Origin of the sequence: Bacillus sp. LK2 (genome assembly GCF_001043575.1) — a bacterium.
GTDB lineage: Bacteria > Bacillota > Bacilli > Bacillales > Bacillaceae_G > Bacillus_A > Bacillus_A paramycoides.
Genome location: NZ_LDUK01000003.1, coordinates 150,178 through 169,276, shown reverse-complemented (window position 1 = coordinate 169,276; position 19,099 = coordinate 150,178). Strand labels below are relative to the sequence as shown.

The 19,099-nt window shown below is 34.8% G+C and carries 25 protein-coding genes and 1 pseudogene; 12 read left to right on the top strand and 14 right to left on the bottom strand.

The window, feature by feature from the left end; all coding sequences use genetic code 11:
- Positions 1–146: 146 nt before the first annotated feature.
- Positions 147–353: a hypothetical protein gene (locus VK90_RS03960; RefSeq protein ID WP_048370598.1), complete on the bottom strand. Its 207-nt coding sequence runs from the start codon at positions 351–353 to the stop codon at positions 147–149.
- A gap of 268 nt (positions 354–621) precedes the next feature.
- Positions 622–882, bottom strand: a complete 261-nt coding sequence (locus VK90_RS03955) for a hypothetical protein (RefSeq protein WP_002171023.1) — start codon at positions 880–882, stop codon at positions 622–624.
- Positions 883–1,194: 312 nt separating this feature from the next.
- On the opposite strand from VK90_RS03955, the gene VK90_RS03950 reads away from it, so the two are divergent.
- Together VK90_RS03950 and VK90_RS03945 are read left to right on the top strand one after the other, a co-directional pair.
- Positions 1,195–1,758 carry a cysteine hydrolase family protein gene (locus VK90_RS03950; RefSeq protein WP_048370597.1) on the top strand — a complete coding sequence of 188 codons (564 nt, stop codon included), beginning with the start codon at positions 1,195–1,197 and terminating at the stop codon, positions 1,756–1,758.
- 79 nt (positions 1,759–1,837) lie between these two features.
- Complete coding sequence (locus VK90_RS03945) at positions 1,838–2,236, top strand: SseB family protein (RefSeq protein ID WP_048370596.1); 399 nt, start codon at positions 1,838–1,840, stop codon at positions 2,234–2,236.
- Positions 2,237–2,263: 27 nt separating this feature from the next.
- Here the strand turns inward: VK90_RS03945 and VK90_RS03940 are convergent, their stop codons facing one another.
- Positions 2,264–3,181 carry a S66 peptidase family protein gene (locus tag VK90_RS03940; protein ID WP_048370594.1) on the bottom strand — a complete coding sequence of 306 codons (918 nt, stop codon included), beginning with the start codon at positions 3,179–3,181 and terminating at the stop codon, positions 2,264–2,266.
- A gap of 112 nt (positions 3,182–3,293) precedes the next feature.
- Here VK90_RS03940 and VK90_RS03935 point away from each other — a divergent pair, with 112 nt between their 5' ends.
- Positions 3,294–4,388: an NAD(P)H-dependent flavin oxidoreductase gene (locus VK90_RS03935; protein ID WP_048370592.1), complete on the top strand. Its 1,095-nt coding sequence runs from the start codon at positions 3,294–3,296 to the stop codon at positions 4,386–4,388.
- Positions 4,389–4,405: 17 nt separating this feature from the next.
- Here VK90_RS03935 and dltD read toward each other — a convergent pair whose 3' ends face one another.
- From dltD to VK90_RS03910, 5 genes are all read right to left on the bottom strand, one after another.
- On the bottom strand, positions 4,406–5,581 hold the full coding sequence (gene dltD, locus VK90_RS03930; RefSeq protein ID WP_048370591.1) for a D-alanyl-lipoteichoic acid biosynthesis protein DltD: 1,176 nt from the start codon (positions 5,579–5,581) through the stop codon (positions 4,406–4,408).
- The gene (gene dltC, locus VK90_RS03925) at positions 5,578–5,817 is read right to left on the bottom strand and encodes a D-alanine--poly(phosphoribitol) ligase subunit DltC (RefSeq protein WP_000807310.1); all 240 of its coding nucleotides are present in this window, start codon (positions 5,815–5,817) and stop codon (positions 5,578–5,580) included. The genes dltD and dltC overlap by 4 nt, the downstream gene beginning before the upstream one ends.
- A gap of 68 nt (positions 5,818–5,885) precedes the next feature.
- Positions 5,886–7,061: a D-alanyl-lipoteichoic acid biosynthesis protein DltB gene (gene dltB, locus VK90_RS03920; protein ID WP_048370588.1), complete on the bottom strand. Its 1,176-nt coding sequence runs from the start codon at positions 7,059–7,061 to the stop codon at positions 5,886–5,888.
- A complete protein-coding gene (gene dltA / locus VK90_RS03915; RefSeq protein WP_048370586.1) occupies positions 7,058–8,572 on the bottom strand; it encodes a D-alanine--poly(phosphoribitol) ligase subunit DltA in 1,515 nt (504 codons plus the stop codon). Before dltA ends, dltB begins: the two co-directional genes overlap by 4 nt.
- Before the next feature lie 12 nt (positions 8,573–8,584).
- On the bottom strand, positions 8,585–8,731 hold the full coding sequence (locus VK90_RS03910) for a teichoic acid D-Ala incorporation-associated protein DltX (RefSeq protein WP_000440293.1): 147 nt from the start codon (positions 8,729–8,731) through the stop codon (positions 8,585–8,587).
- A 338-nt stretch (positions 8,732–9,069) separates the two neighbouring features.
- On the opposite strand from VK90_RS03910, the gene VK90_RS03905 reads away from it, so the two are divergent.
- The 5 genes from VK90_RS03905 to VK90_RS30110 all read left to right on the top strand — a co-directional run bounded on the left by VK90_RS03905 (position 9,070) and on the right by VK90_RS30110 (position 12,137).
- Positions 9,070–10,248 carry an amidohydrolase gene (locus tag VK90_RS03905; RefSeq protein WP_048370583.1) on the top strand — a complete coding sequence of 393 codons (1,179 nt, stop codon included), beginning with the start codon at positions 9,070–9,072 and terminating at the stop codon, positions 10,246–10,248.
- A 222-nt stretch (positions 10,249–10,470) separates the two neighbouring features.
- Complete coding sequence (locus VK90_RS30115) at positions 10,471–10,641, top strand: hypothetical protein (protein WP_165615142.1); 171 nt, start codon at positions 10,471–10,473, stop codon at positions 10,639–10,641.
- A complete protein-coding gene (locus VK90_RS03900) occupies positions 10,634–11,080 on the top strand; it encodes a flavodoxin (protein ID WP_048370582.1) in 447 nt (148 codons plus the stop codon). The genes VK90_RS30115 and VK90_RS03900 overlap by 8 nt, the downstream gene beginning before the upstream one ends.
- 24 nt (positions 11,081–11,104) lie before the next feature.
- Positions 11,105–11,878, top strand: coding sequence for a hypothetical protein (locus tag VK90_RS03895; protein ID WP_048370580.1), 774 nt, complete (start codon positions 11,105–11,107; stop codon positions 11,876–11,878).
- A 97-nt stretch (positions 11,879–11,975) separates the two neighbouring features.
- A complete protein-coding gene (locus VK90_RS30110) occupies positions 11,976–12,137 on the top strand; it encodes a hypothetical protein (protein WP_002171036.1) in 162 nt (53 codons plus the stop codon).
- Here VK90_RS30110 and VK90_RS03885 read toward each other — a convergent pair.
- Positions 12,134–13,044: pseudogene (locus VK90_RS03885) on the bottom strand (aminoglycoside phosphotransferase family protein). The gene VK90_RS30110 and the pseudogene VK90_RS03885 overlap by 4 nt on opposite strands.
- Positions 13,045–13,143: 99 nt before the next feature.
- Here VK90_RS03885 and VK90_RS03880 point away from each other — a divergent pair.
- On the top strand, positions 13,144–13,653 hold the full coding sequence (locus VK90_RS03880) for a hypothetical protein (protein ID WP_048370578.1): 510 nt from the start codon (positions 13,144–13,146) through the stop codon (positions 13,651–13,653).
- A 26-nt stretch (positions 13,654–13,679) separates the two neighbouring features.
- Here the strand turns inward: VK90_RS03880 and VK90_RS30105 are convergent, their stop codons facing one another.
- From VK90_RS30105 to VK90_RS03865, 3 genes are all read right to left on the bottom strand, one after another.
- Positions 13,680–13,829, bottom strand: coding sequence for a hypothetical protein (locus tag VK90_RS30105; protein ID WP_002171039.1), 150 nt, complete (start codon positions 13,827–13,829; stop codon positions 13,680–13,682).
- 18 nt (positions 13,830–13,847) lie between these two features.
- A complete protein-coding gene (locus VK90_RS03870; protein WP_000343684.1) occupies positions 13,848–14,021 on the bottom strand; it encodes a hypothetical protein in 174 nt (57 codons plus the stop codon).
- Positions 14,022–14,097: 76 nt separating this feature from the next.
- Positions 14,098–15,456, bottom strand: coding sequence for an MATE family efflux transporter (locus VK90_RS03865; RefSeq protein WP_048370577.1), 1,359 nt, complete (start codon positions 15,454–15,456; stop codon positions 14,098–14,100).
- Positions 15,457–15,638: 182 nt separating this feature from the next.
- On the opposite strand from VK90_RS03865, the gene uppP reads away from it, so the two are divergent.
- Positions 15,639–16,430, top strand: coding sequence for a bacitracin resistance undecaprenyl-diphosphatase (gene uppP, locus VK90_RS03860; RefSeq protein ID WP_048370575.1), 792 nt, complete (start codon positions 15,639–15,641; stop codon positions 16,428–16,430).
- A 29-nt stretch (positions 16,431–16,459) separates the two neighbouring features.
- On the opposite strand, the gene VK90_RS03855 is transcribed toward uppP, so the two are convergent.
- Positions 16,460–17,047, bottom strand: coding sequence for a thioredoxin family protein (locus VK90_RS03855; RefSeq protein ID WP_116500262.1), 588 nt, complete (start codon positions 17,045–17,047; stop codon positions 16,460–16,462).
- Positions 17,048–17,080: 33 nt separating this feature from the next.
- Positions 17,081–17,512, bottom strand: a complete 432-nt coding sequence (locus tag VK90_RS03850) for a regulatory YrvL family protein (RefSeq protein WP_048370572.1) — start codon at positions 17,510–17,512, stop codon at positions 17,081–17,083.
- Between the two features lie 162 nt (positions 17,513–17,674).
- Between VK90_RS03850 and VK90_RS03845 the strand changes: the two genes are divergently transcribed.
- Both VK90_RS03845 and VK90_RS03840 read left to right on the top strand, forming a co-directional pair.
- Complete coding sequence (locus tag VK90_RS03845) at positions 17,675–18,094, top strand: MarR family winged helix-turn-helix transcriptional regulator (protein ID WP_025151148.1); 420 nt, start codon at positions 17,675–17,677, stop codon at positions 18,092–18,094.
- A 211-nt stretch (positions 18,095–18,305) separates the two neighbouring features.
- Entirely contained in the window at positions 18,306–18,461 is a 156-nt protein-coding gene (locus VK90_RS03840; RefSeq protein WP_000184933.1) for a hypothetical protein, read from the top strand.
- Positions 18,462–19,099: the final 638 nt, after the last annotated feature.

The following is a 19,099-nucleotide window of genomic DNA, read 5'->3' as shown; positions in this document are numbered from 1 at the left end:
TCCCTTAAGTTGATGGGTGTGGGGCGATACCCCTTAATGAAAGTAAACTTTTGGGTAAAAGTTTACTTTCATTAAAATAACAAATTGTAAGTAGCGAATCCGCTACTTTTTTATTTTGCATAGAAAAAGGAACCATAATAGGCTCCTTAATTCGATTCAGAAGTTGTGTAGTTTTTCTTGATGATATCTTTTATGTTGATAATTAAGGATATAAAGAATCCAGCAGCTAGGATACCGTTTACCCAGTAATATGTATTCCCTGATGTAAATTTATTATAAAAGGAATCGACATTATAATATACTAAGCCTGCTGAAAGGACGGTAGAAATTACTAACGTACCAAAACTTTTCATACTGTTCACCTCAATTTTGAAATTTTCGACTTTTGGTACAATTATACATTTAAATAAAAAGATTTACAAAGGAATTATCATAAGGAAGAGTTAGACAAATGAGGTATCGCCAGGATTTTGGAAAAAACCACGCTAAGAAAAAAATACAATAAGCTGCCCATATGGACAGCTTATTTACATAATTATCGATCGCGGAAGTTGAATTTTGTCCTATTTTTCTTTTTATCATATTCTTTTGTTAACCACGGCTTATTCACTTTTATTTTAATTAGCTTTCAGCAATACCGTAAGCAAGTAATGAAATATACCCGATTATACAAATTGCAATAATGTTAAGTATTATTAGTAGCCATTTTATTAAACCTTTTTTTGCTTTTAGTCCCAAGAAAGTTCCTAATAATGGGAACAGAAACATGGAAATAATAAATGGTTTACCTAATGTTCCTAACGACACACCACTCAACATTGTATAAAACAAAACAATGAAGATTACTAAAGTAGCAAGTGAAAAAACACTATATTTATTCATATGGGTTCACCTCCCGAAAGTTAGTTGTTATTTCCAATGTATAATATTCAAATCTTGATACAATTACTATTTAATTCCTTCTACAATGCCATTTAGTTGAACAATATTCTTTTTAACCGCTTATTTTATGTCGGAATTTGCTTAGCGTACAGAATTTGCGAATTGTTGGTGCCACACCATTTAGTCTACCTACGGAAATAGGTGGGCTTTATAACGCATAAGGAAAAGACACTCATATAAGAGTGTCTTTTTCTGATAGCTTTTTTAGCAGAAGCAAGCAGCTCCAACGATGATTACTTTTGTTTTTAACTAATTTATTCTAAAAAGACTACGGAAATTATCGATGTACAATATGCTTTTAACTTACCGTGCTGGGGTGTGAGAAATAACTTTTTTGCGGAAGATAATATGAGAAGTTTGTTAGAAGAATGGAGAAGAAGAGGATTACCGGTTATTCATATTCAGCATGTGAATAAAGAGAATGTGGAGTCAATGTTTCATCCAGATGCAGAAACAGTACGTTCTAAGGAAGAAGTAAGACCAATACTAGGTGAAATCATTATACAAAAGTCTGTTAATAGCGCGTTCATTGGGACAAATTTAGAAGAGCAATTACGAGAGAAAGACTGTACCTCTGTAGTGATTGTGGGATTAACGACAAATCATTGTGTAGAGACGAAAACACGGATGGCAAGTAATTTAGGTTTTTCAACATATTTAGTGAGTGATGCGACGGCTACTTTTAACCGTAAAGGACCAGATGGTAAAGAATATGGTGCAGAGGATATTCATAATATGACGCTTGTAAACCTACATGATGAACTTGCTACCATCGTTACGACGAAAGCGATATTGGAAATTATTTCGATAAAATAATTGCAGAATTATATAGAAAAAAATAAGAATATTTCGTATAATCGAAGTATAATTATTTTGAAAATAGGGGTGGCGGCAAATGGAGCAAATTCCAGTGAAGAAAATAGAAACGGTACTTGTTTTAGCAGAAAACGATAAACAAAAGCAAAAGGAATTTTATGAATTGCTCTTAACAACGGAGTTTTATGTTGCTGGATCAGTAGAGGCAGAAGATGCGGCGACGGAAGGAACACTTCGTTTACGTCATTTCCAAGGAGAAGGCAGATGGATCGTTCCGTTCTTTACACAATTGGAGTTTGTAAAAGATGTGTTGCCAGAGGGAACTCCCCTTATTACGATCCGTGGTCAAGAATTATTTGAAAGCATCGATAAAGATGCAACAGCAGTATTAAATGTCGGTACGGATATTACTAAAACATTTATTCCAGAAGAGATTGCAGACATCGCATCTGGACGGATTTTTAATTATTATAAGTAAAAGGAAAAGCTGAATAGCTTTTCCTTTTTAATTTGTGCAAGGTATTGCTATGCCAGAAGAAATAGAAACGGTATTATTGTTTGTATTAATTGTCGCCGGAACACCAAGAGGGATGCCGATATTTGGGTTTTTATGCCCAATTGGTAAACCGAATAGTACAGGAATATTATACGGTGCGAAATATTCATACAAGATTGATTGAAGGGATTGAGAAGGCTTTGAAGGCATACAATCATGACAGCTAGTAAAAATAACACCAGTGCATGCATTGAACTTTCCTGATAAACGCAACTGATTTAGCATACGATCAATTCGGTATGGCTCTTCTCCAATATCTTCGATTAATAAAATGTTATTGTCTATGTTTATTTCATATGGTGATCCAATTGTACTAGTTAGAACTGTTAAATTCCCTCCAACTAATGGACCTGTCACTATACAATCAGATGCTACAATGCATTCTGAGGCAGATAAAATAGATGAATACGGAGAAAACAGTTGATGAAAAGAAGAAAGAGAAAGGGAGTCGACACCTTTTCCTAGTTCTTCAATCATCGGCCCATGAAAAGTTACAAGCCCCGCGCGACGTGAAAAAGCAATATGTAAAGCAGTAATGTCACTATATCCCCAAAAGACTTTCGGATTCATTCGAATAAGTTCGTATTGAATATGGGGGAGGAGACGAGCGCTTCCATAACCACCTCGTGCACAAAAAATTCCCTTTACGTCAGGATGTGAAAATGCCTCATGTATATCATCAAGACGAATTTGATCACTTCCAGCTAAATAGCCATACTTCTCGTATACGCTCTTACCAATTAGGACAGATAACCCCAGTTCCTTTAATACTTGCACTCCTTTTAATATATTTTCGATTGTTGGTGGTCCTGATGGGGCGATAATCATTACAGTGTCACCCTGTTTTAATGCATTTGGATAAATCATTGTCTTCCCTCCTTCTCTTTCAATATATTCGCGTAGTGATGGTTCAATCCTTGTAAAAGAAGGGGAATTCATGTGATATAAAGAAGGTATAAGGAGAGTAGGAGGGAAAATGATGTTTACAAGCCGAGTTACAGAGATATTACAAGTGAAGTATCCTATCATTCAAGCGGGGATGGCGGGTGCCATTACGACGCCAGAACTCGTTGCAGCTGTAAGTAATAGCGGAGGATTAGGTACGCTTGGAGCTGGTTATATGAGCCCAGAACAAATTCGTGAAGCTATTTATAAGATAAGGGAGTTAACGGATAAACCATTTGGTGTTAATTTACTTTTAACAAAAGAGTTGAAGATAGAAGAAGAAAAGATAAAAGAGGCGAAAGCATTACTTGCGGCGGTGAATAAAGAATTGGGTATAGAGGAAGAGCAGGCGCTAAAGCTGCCGAAAAGCTATAAAGCGCAATTACAAGTATTATTAGAAGAAAAAGTACCAGTCGTTAGTTTTGCATTTCAAATGTTAGAAAAAGAAGAAATAGATGCTCTAAAAAGGGAAGGAATAAAGGTCCTCGGAACAGCTACTCATGTTGCAGAGGCGAAAGCACTCGCAGAATTAGAAGTAGATATTATTGTCGGACAAGGCAGTGAAGCTGGTGGGCATAGAGGAACGTTTATCGGTAAAGAACAAGATGCAATGATTGGCACGTTTGCGTTAATTCCGCAATTAGTAGCAGCAATACCAAATATCCCAATTGTAGCAGCTGGTGGCGTGATGAACGGACAAGGCATTGTTGCGGCATTTGCATTAGGGGCAGAAGCTGTTCAAATGGGATCAGCTTTTTTGACGAGTGAAGAAAGTATTACACATGATGCATATAAAGAGGCAGTATTACAAAGTACAGATACGAGCACGACGGTAACGAGAGCATTTTCTGGAAAATATGCAAGAGGTATTCGTAATACATTTATAGAAAAGCACGAAGGGAAAGAAGAAAACTTACCAATGTATCCAGTGCAAAACGTATTAACTTCAAAAATACGTCAAGAATCAGCGAAGCAAAATAATGGAGAATATATGTCTCTTTGGGCTGGACAAGCATCATCATTGGCGCGAATAGAATCAGCCCGGCATGTAGTGGAGCGAGTCATGAAAGAAGCGAAGAACGTAATTGAACAATTACAAAATGTATATAGAAAAAGACCACTTGAGTAATTCAAGCGGTCTTTTCATTAGTTTGCTTTATAAAATTGCTGGATAGCTTCGTCGATGTAAACCCAGCCTTTCCAACCTAAGTGCATATGATCTTTTAAGAAGTACTTATCATACTCATGGTTTGAGAAGTCGGCAATTGGATAACCAGCTTTCTCAATTTGCTCATGAACTTTCTTATAGTACAATTCACGTCGTTCTTTCGGGAATCCAGCATAATCGTACCAAGGACCTTTTACCGGAACAGAAATGAAGAGTGGTTTTGCACCAGATTGTTTTAATAAATCAAGTACAAGTTGTAAATCTTCATATTCTGGCGATTGGTCATAAGCATCATTTTTTAAGTAGCCTTCACGCTGTTTTAACTTCTTCTTAATTTTGCTATTGAAGTAATTATCTTCGATACCATATTCGTTAGATCCTGATTCAACTGCACCTGTTTGATCAGCATGTTTACGAGCTTCTTCCCAGTTCATTTGTTTCAATGATGGATCTAGAGTCTCTTTATGCGGCTTAATATCAAACATTGCTGTAAATAAATCTTTACGATCTAAAATGTTACGATAAATATAAGCGAAAGGTTTAGCAGCAAGTGCTTTTACTTTATGCTTCGTATCATCATAAGCGATACCTTCAAGCGAAATTTTTAATAAAGTTTCTTTCTTAACGATCTCAAAGTTTAATAAACGCTCTGCAATTTGTTTTTTCATTTCAGGTTTTAAATCATCATTGAAAATGAAGTGGTAACCTTGTTGTTTTGAAAAGTTAGGTGCAAAGTGCGTTTCATCAATACCTTGTGGTACAAACCATTGCGGAGAAAGAACGAATACCATTTTCTTATCTTTCAATTGATCCATTGTAGATGCAAAGTTTAATACATGTACAAGGTCTTGTGTTCCGCCACGTCCAAGCAGGAATGGTGTGAATCCTTCAGGCTTTACTTTGAAATAATTCGATGGATGGAAAGCATCCATACGTGCGAATTCCGATGAACCGTACATCGGAAGATATTTTGGATCTGCTAACATCTTTTGCTGTAAAATCATACTTTGAATTTTTTCTTCTTTTAAAGAAGTCGCAGCTTGTTCTACTTTCTCATCACTTACAAGTGGAAGTAGGAAGCGCGTTGGAATAAGTAAGAATACAGCAAAAAGGGCCAATGCTAAAAGCATCGGACCAAATTTTGCTTTGTTCATCGGATTTCTTCCAACTTCTTAATAACCATGTTTGGTGTAGCCCACTCATCACGGTCAAAATCAGAAATAGAAACTTCAATATCTAAACGCTCTTGGAATTCAACTAATAAAGATACTACAGCGAAAGAATCAAGAATACCTTCTTCAAATAATTGAACATCTAAGTTTTCTTTCACAATATCGTTTTCACATACTTCTTCTAAAATATCTAATACTTGCTCTTTGAATTCTGCCATTTTTAAAATCTCCTTTATATCCGAAATATATTATATGTGCAACTTCTTAATAGTATAAGAAGGGTGCATTAAAAGTATCTGTTAAGGTGTCCAGAGAAGATTAGGAAACCGAAACATACAAAGTGGAACGTAATTACAATCGCAAGGACATGTGTAAATTTATTCTTTGGCCAAAACTTAAGCTTCTTGTTTTTTCGTTCGAAAATATCGAATAAGATGAACAGAGCGGCATGGTAAAGACCGTAAATAATATATTGCGCAATGGCACTTCCTTGGATGTGCCAAATTCCCATAACGAAAAAGTTTAAAAATGCACCGATATACGAAATTGTGTATCGGTTTTTAATTAACTTCTTCTTCGTTGCGAAAAAGACGAAACGCATGTAAATAAAGTCGCGGAACCAGAATGATAAACTCATGTGCCAGCGGTTCCAGAAGTCTTTAATGTTACGACTAATGAAAGGCATATTAAAGTTTTCTGGAGTTTTAATCCCCATCATATAACTTACACCGATTACGAATGCGCTATAGCCAGCAAAGTCAAAGAATAAGTACATACTATAACCATACATGTAAATCATATTTGAAAGAATTGTATCTTGTTTGGCCATTGCCGTATCGACAATATGCTGATTTAGTAAATAAGCAATAATAAATTTATACAAGAAACCTTGGAAAATACGATTTAGCCCTGTATATAGTAAATTTTGATATTCTTCAGCGCTAGGTGGCTTTTGAATATCTTTTTGGAATCTTCGATAACGATCGATAGGTCCTGTTGAAATCGCAGGGAAGAATAAAACGAATTCCCAGAAGTTAAAGAAAGAAAGTTCTTTAATTAAACCATCACGAACTTCAAATACCATTTGAACTGCTCTAAATGTTACGTAAGATATACCTAGAAAAACAACAAGCTTTAACTCAGGTAAAAACGTTGCAAACGGTGCGATTTTCGCCAAAATAAGAGGCAAAATCGATAAAATAACAGCTATACAAAACGTGAATGTACTATTATTTTGTTTTCTTAAAATTAAATAGCCTTTAATAAGGGCATATTGCCAAATAATAAATGCGGCTAACATCATTGCTTGCTTCGGTTTATCAGAGAAGATAATAGCAAGCATTACTAATGTTAAAACGGCATTATATTTACGCAATATTTTACCTTTTAATCCAGCTATGATAGTAGGTATTAATAAAATGCCCACTATAGCGAAAAAATAAAATGATCCATACGCGGTCATGCTGTAACCTCACTCAATAATTTTTTGCGATCTACCTTTCCATTTGGTGTCATTGGAATAGAAGATTGATACATGAATTTACGTGGAATCATGTAATTTGGTAATCGCTCATTGAGTTCTTTTTTGATTGCAGATGTTAATTTGAATTCTTTTTCAAACGAATGCTCTCCAGGAACAACAACTGCTAATAAGTAATCGTATTTTTCACCTTTTTTAATTGGAACAACAACTGCTCCTTCTACGTAAGAACACGCACGAAGATGATGTTCGATTTCTTCTAATTCCATTCGATAACCATGAAGCTTAATTTGGAAATCAAGACGACCGTTATAGAATAGAAGACCATTTTCTACATAGCCAGCATCACCTGTTTTGTAGGCACGCTCACCGTCAATCATGGTAAATACTTTTTCTGTTAATTCAGGGCTTCCTAAATAACCAACGCTTACACTCGGTCCGACGATTACGATTTCACCTTTTTCACCATCTGGTGCAATCGTGCCATCTTCTTTCATAATAAGAAGGCGACAGTCTGATTTACAGTAACCAACTGGAAGAGATTTGTATTTATTTACAACTTCTTCTGTAACGTGAATGCCTGTTACAGCAACAGTAGCTTCTGTAGGACCGTACGTATTCATAATTGCTGCTTTCGGGAAACGCTCAATTAATTTTCTAGCCACTTCATTTGGTAACACTTCACCGCAGAATAAGAATGTTTTCATGTTTGGTAGCATACTCTCAGAGAAAGATGCTTCCATTAAACACATTTCTGCGAAAGATGGTGTAGAAGTCCATACTTGTATATCCGATTGCTCTAAAGAAGCAAACAAGTCTTTTGGACGTGCAATCATATCTTTGTCGATTGCCCATAGTGTACCACCTGTTACTAACGACGGGTAAATATCCATTACAGATAAATCGAATGAGAAAGGTGCTTGATTTAAGAATACTTGTCCTGTTTGTAAGTTGAAATCTTCAACAGCCCACTTCGTAAAGCTAACAAGACAATTATAAGTAATCTGAACCCCTTTCGGATTACCTGTGCTACCTGATGTGTAAATAATGTAGAAGTTCTCATCATCTTTTACCGCATGTTCAGGATTTGGAGTGTTCCCTTTATGAGTAAAGAAAATATCTTTTAAGTTGTCTTCAGATACGATGCGAACGGGTAAATCAGTTACAGTTACTTCTATCCCTGATAACAGTAATTTCGCACCAGAACTTTCAGCAATACGTTGTACACGATCAGCTGGGATAGATAAATCTACAGGAATGTATGCATGCCCAGCTTTCACACATCCTAAAAAGTTAATGATCATTTCAGGTTGCATATGGCCATAAACCATAATTGGTGAACGATCATCTGGATACTCAGAAGAAATCCAATGTGCTAACGCATCAGAATCTTCCTTTAATTGCTTGTACGTAATTTTCGCATCTCGCCAAACAAAAGCGGTTTGATCAGGCGTTTCTGCAGCCCACTTTTCAATTTGTTCTAATAACTTCATAACGTTCCCACCCTAAAATTCATTGTAAATAAACGTACTTGTGTTTGTATCATGGAATCCATACAACCAAAGTAATGCAAATAAAATTGCAAGGTAATAAACCGTCTTTGCAACCCATTGTGTGAGTGGTCGAGACCATATCTCTTTTAATCTTTCCATGTCTTTCCCTCTCTTAATGAAATAATAGCTCTTTGTAGGTATCATGTCCTACATTATTGTGAAAAAAACAAAATTCCACATTTTAGGTAAAAATAAGACAAAAGGCTCTTTTTTGATATTAGCACTAAATACTAAAAAAGAAAATCCCTAACTTAGCAATTATATTACATTCAGCATGAATTTGTAATGGATTTATCATGAGAAAAGAAAGTGGTTTGTGTGAATACGTGAAAATACAATTTATGTTATTCCATTCCTGAATTGGCGTGAGTGAATAATCAATGGATACTGAGTAAAGTTTCAAGTTATAGGGCTTTTTAAAGGGAGGGGGAATTATTATGAAGAGAGAGTGGAAAAGTCTTATTTCAGAAGAAAATATTATTAAATGGAGACGGTATTTTCATAAACATCCGGAACTGTCGTTTCATGAAAAAGAAACTTCACAATTTATATATGATACATTATGTTCATTTTCTTATTTTGAAGTAACAAGACCCACTAAGTATAGTGTACTAGCAATTAAAAGGGGCGTGAAAAAAGGAAAAGTAGTTGCTATTCGAGCTGATATAGATGCCTTACCAATTCACGAGGAAACAAGTAAGTCTTATACATCGGTTAATAAAGGTGTAATGCATGCATGTGGACACGATGCACATGCAGCCATTTTATTAAGTACAGCAGAGACGATAGCAAATATGAAGGAAGATTTTGCAGGAGAAATTCGTCTGTTTTTTCAGCATGCAGAGGAAGTGTATCCTGGTGGCGGACAAGAATTGGTGGAGGTCGGCGTTATGGAAGGCGTCGATTATGTAATAGGTTTGCATGTTATGTCTGGATTAGAAAGCGGGAAGATAGGAATTGTATATGGTCCAATGATGGCAGCGCCAGATGTGTTTACAATTGAAATTTTAGGAAGGGGTGGTCATGCGGCACGACCAGAGGAAACGATAGATCCAATTGCTATCGGAGCGCAAATCATTACAAATTTGCAACATATTGTATCAAGAAATACAAGTGCCTTTATGCAAAGGGTAGTTTCAGTTACTCAATTTCATGGAGGAATAGCGGATAACATCATTCCAAGTGCAGCAACTTTAATGGGAACGGTTCGATCTTTTAATCAAACATTAAGAGAGGAAGCAGAAGAGAAAATTGAGCAAATCGTGAAAGGAATTACAGAAGCACACGGAGGGGGGTATACATATACGTATCGCTACGGATATGATCCAGTTATTAATAATGAATATATTACGAAAATAGTAGAAGAAAGCGCGATAAAACTGTTTGGAAATCACAGTGTTGTGAAGCTTGAACCTTCTATGGGAGGAGAAGATTTTTCAGCGTATTTAAGAAAAGCACCTGGTTGTTTCATTAAAATAGGGACAGGAAATAAAAATATCGATACTTATTATCCACATCACCATCCGAAATTTGATGTGGATGAATCAGCCCTAATTTATGGGGTTGAACTATTTCTAGAGACGACTATAAGGTTACTAGAAACGTATAAAGAATAAAAAAAGGCAACTGCGCTCTATCGCAGTTGCTTTTATTTCTTCCGTCAGAGAGGGTTGAGAAAGAACTATGCTCATTTATAGTATATGAATAGCTCACGATCAAGCTTGTACATTTTAACTATTTTTTAAAAATAGTTATTGACTTTGATAATCAATTTCAATTAATCTAAATGCATAGTTAGAATTGATTATTATTATCAATTAGATGAATGAGGAATATTAATGAGAAAAACATTTCGCCTTCTACGAAGGGGATTAAAAGATAAAGGTAAAAATGTAGATAAGCATATTGAATGGCAACGAAATGTAATTCGTTCTGAATATGTAGAGGAGAATAGCACAAATAAAACAGAAAAAGCGATACATAGTAAAGGGAGAGATTCAGTTGAGTAAGTTAGTAATGATTTATGCAAGTATGAGTGGAAATACAGAGGAAATGGCCGATCATATTGCGGGTGCAATTCGTGAAACGGAAAATGAGATTGAAGTAATTGATATTATGGATACACCAGAAGCTTCTATCTTAGAACAATATGACGGTATTATTTTAGGCGCTTATACTTGGGGAGACGGTGACCTTCCTGATGATTTCTTAGAATTTTATGATGAAATGGAATCAATTAATTTAACTGGTAAAAAAGCGGCAGTATTCGGTTCTTGTGATTCTGCTTATCCGAAATATGGGGCAGCAGTTGATATTTTAATAGAAAAGCTACAAGAACGCGGGGCAGTGATTGTGTTAGAGGGGCTAAAAGTAGAATTAACGCCAGAAGACGAAGATGTAGAAAAATGTTTACAGTTTGGAGCTGAATTTGTAAAACATCTTTCTTAATGGCGGAAGGGAGATGTAGAGCAATTGCATGAGAAAATCTCAATCAAAACGATGACAGATTATCATTTATACGATTTTATGCGTTGTCCACATAAATTTTATTTCCGTCATATAAAAAGAAGAGAACCATCTTCATTTGAATGGCAACAAATAGCACAAATGATTGTGAATCAAATTATTAATGAATATTACACAGTACCTGCAGGTCAACAAACGAAAATTTTTCTTTTACTACTATTAGAAAAGTATTGGAAAAAAGTAAGGGTTAATATGTTTGCTTCTAAGGCGGAGTACTATATTGTCTTAGCGAAGCTAACGGATCACTTATTACAGTTTGTTGAAAGAGATGAGAGTCAGGTACCACCGTTATTTTTATATGAGAAGCTTCAAACATATATGGAAGAGTTAGGTGTTCATATTTCGTTGACGTTTGAAGTTGGTGAGTGGAGTACAGAATCATTTGTAATTAAAAAGTATGTTGTTGATGCAAATGAGGAAATGCTAGCTCTTTGTCAGAAGCTAATGACTGTTTTCAGTTATAAAGCCTTTGGTGTTATTCCTGGGAAAATTGAAGTTATCAATTTAATAGAAGGTAATAAGTATGAGTACATTCCGAAACAGGAAGATATTATAACTGGAATGGATGATTTATATAGAATGAAAGAAATGTTGCAACAACCTGAGCACTACACAGAGCGTCATTTTCGTTCTGAGTGCATGAGTTGTGCTTTTCGTAGTGAATGTCAAGTGGAAGCGGTAAAAGAGGAAGTAGCGCAGAAGAAAAATATCGTACATTAAAGGATGCAATTTTGCATCTTTTTTTGTTATTGACATGAAAAGCTTTTCATCATTTACGGTAAATTTGTAGCAGATTTTATAAGAGGAGGAATAAGCAATGAAAGATGAAGCGACGGTATTTCAATGGTTAAAAGAACAAAATGCTCCTTTTGGAATTCAACTGCAAATTTTACAGGCGTTTCAATTGTACGAAGTTATTGTTGAAATGGATAAAAAGTTAATGATGTATGAGGAGAGAGAATATAGGGAGAGAATTTAATCTCGTCCCTGTAATATCGCTTTCAATTGTTCTTTACTCTTGTTAAATTCTATTTCGTTATTTGTCTCAATGTTATAAACAAGATTATGCAGTAAAGGGCTGTATTGATAAAAGGTAGTGATGCGGTGAATGAGTAATGGGTCGTGGTGAGAAACAAGTGCACTGTATTGTTCATATACAGATATCGTAAACTCATGACCGAAATCATAATATAGTCCAGCAAAATCAAAAGCAGGATCGCCAATTTGAGCATCACCAAAATCAATAACCCCTGAAATTGTTTTGTTCTGTGTATTAAATAAAATGTGGTGATGTGTAAAGTCAGCATGAATGATTGTATTTTGAAAAGTTGATTTAGTTATACATTCAAAAAATTTTTCAAATAAACTATTTAAGGCCATTTTCTGTAAAGATGTGAGGCTATTAGTAAGATGTTGATTTAATTTCGTTTGTAGGTTTTTCCAGTAGGTAATAGTTTTTTCAATATGGAATCCTAACGTCTCAATACGTTTTAAAGGAATGTTATGTAAAGCCGCAAGGAAAGTAGCGAGTTGTGTAATAATTGCTTCAAGTTCTTTTTTCTCTAGTTTTGCAACACTATTTCAGCTGTTAACGGCTTACCATGAATGAGAGGGTAATAGCTACAAAATGGAACAGTATCACAATTATTCTTATACAATAGGTGATAATTAGGGACTTCGATTTCTTGTAATGAATGAGTAAGAATTGTGCACAGTTCTTTTTCTAACGGAATTCGCTTTACGTATTCAAGTTTTCGCGGGAAACGAAATAGTAGCTCGTCATTTATAATAACCGCTATATTATCCCAACCTTCTTCATTTTGCGTATATGAATGTATAGAAAGATCGGGCAGAGCTTCTTTTATATATTGTTTGTAAGAGTCCATAGTCGTTCCTCGTTTCTAAGTTAAAGTTAGGGTATTCCACTTTATAATATCAGAATTTTCTTTCTGTATGTTAAAATGTAACTATCATTATGAAGGAGGGTGGGGTGTATTACGAAGAAAAGAATATTAATCATTTCTATATGTATCGCTTTTGGTTTGTTTTGGTCATATAAAGAGACAGTTTTTGCTGCCTTTAAATCGATAGATCAGTACGAGTTAAATCAGGCAATAAAGAACAAGAGTATAGAAACTTTGACTCATAAAGAAATGAAAAAGGTAGGAGAACACTTTGTCACAGCACAACTATCAGTGTTTGAGTTTGATAATAAAGAAGATGTGAAGACAAAAAGCGAAGAGCTATTTGTAAATAAAGGGTATGAACAATTAATGAGAAATTATTATCCAAATCGTTTTCGGGATTTAGAGTATAAATTTACAAACGAGGAGATACATGAAGTGACGGATGAGAGTTTTTGCTATCATGCTGAGGCATATGTTGCTGGTACTGAAAATGGTAAAAGAAACGAAATGAAATTACATTATGACATGAAAATTGTAAAGGTTAATAATTTATTCAGGGTGTTAGAACAAAAACAGTATGTACAATAAATAATCCCTCAAGAAGAAGAGGGATTTTAAAGATTTTCATTTTGTTGACCAATTTCTTTTTGAGCAATGTATAAGTTTCCTTGTTCGACTTGTTTAAGGGTATTAACAGAATCTCCTGCATATCCTTTTTGTGTTTTAACAGTTCTTTTTGAACGATTGGACTCTTGTTTCTTCATATAATAGACCACCTTCCATTAAAAATAAACGAAAATGATGAGTACGAGTAATACGGCTGCGAAAATTGTAATGCCCATTAAAAAAGAGGTGTTTTTATATTTAGGTGGCTTATGTACATCTTGCCTGTATCCAGGTGAAATTTCAGGGGCGAATTCTTCATCGAATGATTGTTTCTTTTGTTTTTCGTCCATATGTATCCACCTTTCTTTTTCATTATGTTACACGTTACAAGAAAAAATATGCATGAGGAAAACAGCCGCTATAACATTAGCGGCTGTTTTGCGTTGTATATTTTCTTTGTACTTGAAAAAGGCGGATAAGAAGGAAACTTGCGCCAAATGCTAGACCGATAATAAGACCGATCCAATAACCTTTTGCGGCCCAGTCAGTATAAGTTGCTAATAGGTAGCCAAGAGGTAGGCCTATTACCCAATAAGCGATCAATGTCATAATTAAGGTAACATTTACGTCTTTATAACCACGCAACGCTCCTTGTACTGGAGTTGCAATTGCATCTGAAATTTGAAATAAAATCGCGAATATAAGAAATTCTTTTGCTAAATGGTGAACATTTGCATCTGTCGTATAAATAGAAGCAATTTCATCATCAAAGAAATAGAGGAGAATTGAATATAAAAGAGCGAAAGCAAGGGCTAACCCAATGCCGATAAATCCATATTGTTTCGCATTATTGTATCGTTTTGCTCCAACTTCAAATCCAACGGCTATCGTCATTGCCATTGCTAAACTTAAAGGGGTCATATATAACAAGGAAGCAAAGTTCATAGCTGCTTGATGTGCTGCTATTGTTGTCGTACTAAAATTACTCATCATAAGTGTTACAGCAGCAAAAATACTCGTTTCAAAAAAGATAGCAAATCCGATAGGGACGCCAAGTTTTAAAAATTCCTTCCAACTTGTAAGGGAAGGGCGATATAGCTGTTTAAAGATATTGAAAGATGCGAAAGGCTCTTTCGTACGAATGATAATGACGGTAATAATTAAAATGCACCAATAGGTTGCCGCAGAAGCGATTGCTGCACCAACACCACCGAGTTTTGGAAAGCCGAAGTGACCGAAAATTAATACATAATTTAATACTACGTTAATTGGTAATGATAGTAATGTAATAATCATCGTTGTTCGAGTTTTTCCTAATGCATCAATAAATCCACGTAAGACTGTGTAAGTAAATAAAGGGATAATTCCAATTGCGATAATACTTAAAAATTGTGCTGCAATACGTTCTACAGGTTCTTCTAAACGCATGCCGTTTAAAATAGGTGAAACAGCGAAGAAACCGATAAGGATGACAACGAAACTAGCACAAATTGCTAAATATACTGCTTGTATGACAACGTGGGGAACGTCCTCTTTTTTCTTTGATCCAACGAGCTGTGCAACAATAGGAGTAGTAGCCATTAAAATTCCTGTTAATCCTGTACTCACTGGAATCCATATACTTGTTCCGATAGCAACACCCGCTAAATCAATAGGACTTGCATGTCCTGACATTGTCGTATCAAAAAAGCTCATCGCAAATAATGACATTTGTGTTACGAAAATTGGGAAAAATAGTAATACAAATTGCTTTAACTTTTGTGAGAATGAAGTAGTTTCTTTCATAAAATCCCCTTTCAGCATAAAAAACAAACTCTTACTATCATACAATTTAATCAAAAAATAGAAAAGAAATACGCGCATGCAACATATGCAATCGATAAAAAAAGGATGCACTTTGAAAAGGGATAAGGTATTATGATAAGGTGTGAAAAAATTACATATTCGTTATTAAGGAGGCACTACTCGTGGCTGATTGGTTAATTGGATTAATCATGGGTGCTGTTGAAGGTTTAACAGAGTTTTTACCAGTTTCATCAACAGGACATATGATTTTAACAGGTCATTTACTTGGATTTGAAGATGAGAGAGCGAAAGTTTTCGAAGTTGTTATCCAGTTGGGATCGATTTTAGCAGTTGTTGTTATATTTTGGAAACGTTTATGGTCATTAGTTGGAATAGGGAAAGTAACAGATGGGCCATCGTTAAATTTATTACATATTATTATCGGGATGATTCCTGCCGGAATTCTTGGTGTATTATTCCATAGTGCAATTAAAAAAGTTCTATTCGGTCCAGGGCCGGTTGTTATTAGCTTAGTAGCTGGTGGTATTTTAATGATTGTTGCTGAGAAGTTTTCAAAACCAAGTACAGCAAGAACGTTAGATGAAATCACATATAAGCAAGCATTTACAATCGGGATGTTCCAATGTTTAGCACTTTGGCCAGGATTTTCTCGTTCTGGATCGACAATAAGTGGTGGTTTATTAGCTCGCGTTTCGCATACAGCGGCGGCGGAATATACGTTTATTTTAGCCGTGCCGATGATGGTAGCTGCAAGTGCTTTAGATTTATTTAAAAGCTGGGATGTATTAAGTGCAGCAGATATACCGTTATTTGCAACTGGATTTATTACAGCATTCGTTGTTGCGATGCTTGCAATTGTTTCATTCTTAAAATTATTAGCTCGTGTAAAACTAACACCGTTTGCTTATTATCGTTTCATTTTAGCAGCGGTATTCTATTTCTTCCTTATGTAATAAAAAACCTGCCGGACTCGGCAGGTTTTTTATTTTACTACTTTTTCAATCATGCTTTCCATTACGTGCTCCCAAAGCGAAGTATCATCAGCTAATGTAGCGCGGAAATTAGTATACATTTCTTTTTGTTTTTCCTCGAATGTTGGATCTTCTTTTTCTGGCAATGTAGCACGCATAGAAGTTACTAATTCTTGTACTTTTGGAGCGCGTGGTCCCCAAACAGCTTGTTCATTTCCGTCTTTATCAATGAAAATAAAGATTGGAATTGCACGTGCAGTCCCGTTTGTTAAGTATTGATCCATTAATTCTAAATTTTCATCGCGAATTAATAGTCTCATATCAATATTTGCAACCTCAGAAATTCGTTTCATAACGGGTACACATAAAAGAGCATCGCCACACCAGTCAGCTGTTAATACGATAACACGCCAGTCATCATTTTGACGTTCTTCTAGAACGGGAAGTAATTCATTTGGAATTAAAAAGTTATTGTAGATGTGTAATAGTTCATATTGGTTTACTTTCATTTCATTTACATATGTATCAAAGGACATGCCTTTATCAGCCCATTGTTGTAAATTCATAATTAACACCTCTTTAGTATGATTTGCTTTCATTGTACCAATTTTTATATAGAAAAGCTTGTATTCTTACTCTGTCTTATCGCTTAATAATTTATTTAAGATGAACAAGAATAGTACGACACATAATTCAGCTATGTTGGACATTTGTACGCTTTCTATCCAATCATCGGCAGTATGAATGACGAACCAATCTAGCGTAATTTCGATGATTGAGAAAAGAGAAAGTGAGAGCCAATTTGGCATATTTGTCGTCATTGGATATAACAGTACTTTAAAGAAGATTAAGATAAAGTATGTAATGCCATCTAAGAGAAGGATAAATAAAAAAAAGAGTAGTAAAGCAGTTCGTGATGAGTATTCTATACCTGTAATTTGAAAGATTCCTACATATACAAAAAATATAAATGCCAAAAATATCATGAGAAAAAGAGCAATAATACTAATGATAATTGTTTTATCTTTTAGGCTGAAATTAGAGAACTTTTCCTCCTCCTCCATTAAAATCACTCCTTTTTCTGGAAAATCAATTTCATTGTATCATGAAATATATTCTAAAAAACTGCGAATTATGGGAAAATAAGATGACAAAAAGTAAGATTTCATGTAGAATTATTAATAAGGTTTTTATTTAACTAAATTAAATAAAAGGGGCTGTCAAAATTGTCTCAAAATCGAGAGCAATTAATGGAAGAACTATCGACAAATGTTTTTGCTATGTTCCGCACGTTGCGTAATGATATTGGAAGAATATTTGGTGGTTACATACCGTGGAATGAGTTCATTGTCCTTAGAATATTGAACCGCACGAATAAAGAAATGGTATCACGTGTAGCTAATGAGTTAAATGTATCGAATAGCCATATTACAGCTGTCACAGAAAAACTAATTAATAAAGGCTTTGTAACCCGTTCACGTTCTACATCAGATCGCCGTGTTGTATATTTAGAGATTACAGAACAAGGAAAAGATTTAGTTTCAAAAATGGAAAGTGAGAAAAAGAAATATTTACAGGAAAGATTTTCCGCACTTTCAGAAGAAGAAATGAATGTAATGATTTCTATTTCCAAAAAACTTATTTAAGTAATTACAAATGAGAAAACGCTTACCTATGAAAAAGAGGACCTTCCTTAAATGTGGAAGGTCCTCTTTTTCATAATAGATTATAAAATGAAACTTTAGTTAGTAGTGGCCATCCTTGCTGATTACTAGCCACACCAATCGGGATACAAAATAAAATGTGTATGAAAAAAGATAGAGCGCCATACTACTAATAAAGGAAGGAGGGAAAAATATGACGAATCGTAATGGTAGTAAAGGAAGCGGTAATCAAGGTTCACCGAAATCAGGCCAATTTCAACAGGAGTTTAGTACTGAATTTGAAACTGGTAATGATAACAAAGGAAAAGAATATCGTTCTAAAAAAGGAAGTAAATCAAAAAAGGAGTGACATTAGTCACTCCTTTTTTGATTTAGGAGGCTATAGAGCTAGAAGTACTGAACCAAATGGTTATGACTGGCTCAAAATGTTTGATAAAGCGGTGTGAATAGTATTTTGTATTTGGACAAAAAAATAAGACCATCACATATCGGATGGTCAAAGGAAGGGGACAATTTATGTCAATTTAATTAGGGATGGAAGCTATTCAAGACACTGGGGAATGTCTTATAAATTAGGGAGGAACAGCTTCGATACATATACTATAAAAGATAGATGTGACCTGAATGTGAACATAGGGTGAAAGAGAAAGGGAGTTTTAAGTAAGAAAATAGAGAGAACAAAAAAATAAGACCATCACATATCGGATGGTCAAAGGAAGGGGACAATTTATGTCAATTTAATTAGGGATGGAAGCTATTCAAGACACTGGGGAATGTCTTATAAATTAGGGAGGAACAGCTCCGATACGTATACTATAAAAGACGGATGTGACTTTGATGTGAACATAGCGTGAAAGGGAAAGGAATTTAAAAGAAAATATAAATGAATTAGTTGTTACTATAGTAGTTATCGAGTTATGAATGCTATGAAGTTAGAATATAAATAAAAGTTGAAATCTATGAAAAAAAGGATTATGCTCAACTATA

What these genes read in the sequence shown, in the direction of transcription:
- VK90_RS03960 (WP_048370598.1), bottom strand. Translation starts at nt 353, where the DNA reads ATGAAAAGTTTTGGTACGTTAGTAATTTCTACCGTCCTTTCAGCAGGC.
- VK90_RS03955 (WP_002171023.1), bottom strand. Translation starts at nt 882, where the DNA reads ATGAATAAATATAGTGTTTTTTCACTTGCTACTTTAGTAATCTTCATT.
- VK90_RS03945 (WP_048370596.1), top strand. Translation starts at nt 1,838, where the DNA reads ATGGAGCAAATTCCAGTGAAGAAAATAGAAACGGTACTTGTTTTAGCA.
- VK90_RS03940 (WP_048370594.1), bottom strand. Translation starts at nt 3,181, where the DNA reads ATGATTTATCCAAATGCATTAAAACAGGGTGACACTGTAATGATTATC.
- VK90_RS03935 (WP_048370592.1), top strand. Translation starts at nt 3,294, where the DNA reads ATGTTTACAAGCCGAGTTACAGAGATATTACAAGTGAAGTATCCTATC.
- dltD (WP_048370591.1), bottom strand. Translation starts at nt 5,581, where the DNA reads ATGAACAAAGCAAAATTTGGTCCGATGCTTTTAGCATTGGCCCTTTTT.
- dltC (WP_000807310.1), bottom strand. Translation starts at nt 5,817, where the DNA reads ATGGCAGAATTCAAAGAGCAAGTATTAGATATTTTAGAAGAAGTATGT.
- dltB (WP_048370588.1), bottom strand. Translation starts at nt 7,061, where the DNA reads ATGACCGCGTATGGATCATTTTATTTTTTCGCTATAGTGGGCATTTTA.
- dltA (WP_048370586.1), bottom strand. Translation starts at nt 8,572, where the DNA reads ATGAAGTTATTAGAACAAATTGAAAAGTGGGCTGCAGAAACGCCTGAT.
- VK90_RS03910 (WP_000440293.1), bottom strand. Translation starts at nt 8,731, where the DNA reads ATGGAAAGATTAAAAGAGATATGGTCTCGACCACTCACACAATGGGTT.
- VK90_RS03905 (WP_048370583.1), top strand. Translation starts at nt 9,070, where the DNA reads ATGAAGAGAGAGTGGAAAAGTCTTATTTCAGAAGAAAATATTATTAAA.
- VK90_RS30115 (WP_165615142.1), top strand. Translation starts at nt 10,471, where the DNA reads ATGAGAAAAACATTTCGCCTTCTACGAAGGGGATTAAAAGATAAAGGT.
- VK90_RS30110 (WP_002171036.1), top strand. Translation starts at nt 11,976, where the DNA reads ATGAAAGATGAAGCGACGGTATTTCAATGGTTAAAAGAACAAAATGCT.
- VK90_RS30105 (WP_002171039.1), bottom strand. Translation starts at nt 13,829, where the DNA reads ATGAAGAAACAAGAGTCCAATCGTTCAAAAAGAACTGTTAAAACACAA.
- VK90_RS03870 (WP_000343684.1), bottom strand. Translation starts at nt 14,021, where the DNA reads ATGGACGAAAAACAAAAGAAACAATCATTCGATGAAGAATTCGCCCCT.
- VK90_RS03865 (WP_048370577.1), bottom strand. Translation starts at nt 15,456, where the DNA reads ATGAAAGAAACTACTTCATTCTCACAAAAGTTAAAGCAATTTGTATTA.
- VK90_RS03855 (WP_116500262.1), bottom strand. Translation starts at nt 17,047, where the DNA reads ATGAAAGCAAATCATACTAAAGAGGTGTTAATTATGAATTTACAACAA.
- VK90_RS03850 (WP_048370572.1), bottom strand. Translation starts at nt 17,512, where the DNA reads ATGGAGGAGGAGGAAAAGTTCTCTAATTTCAGCCTAAAAGATAAAACA.
- VK90_RS03840 (WP_000184933.1), top strand. Translation starts at nt 18,306, where the DNA reads ATGACGAATCGTAATGGTAGTAAAGGAAGCGGTAATCAAGGTTCACCG.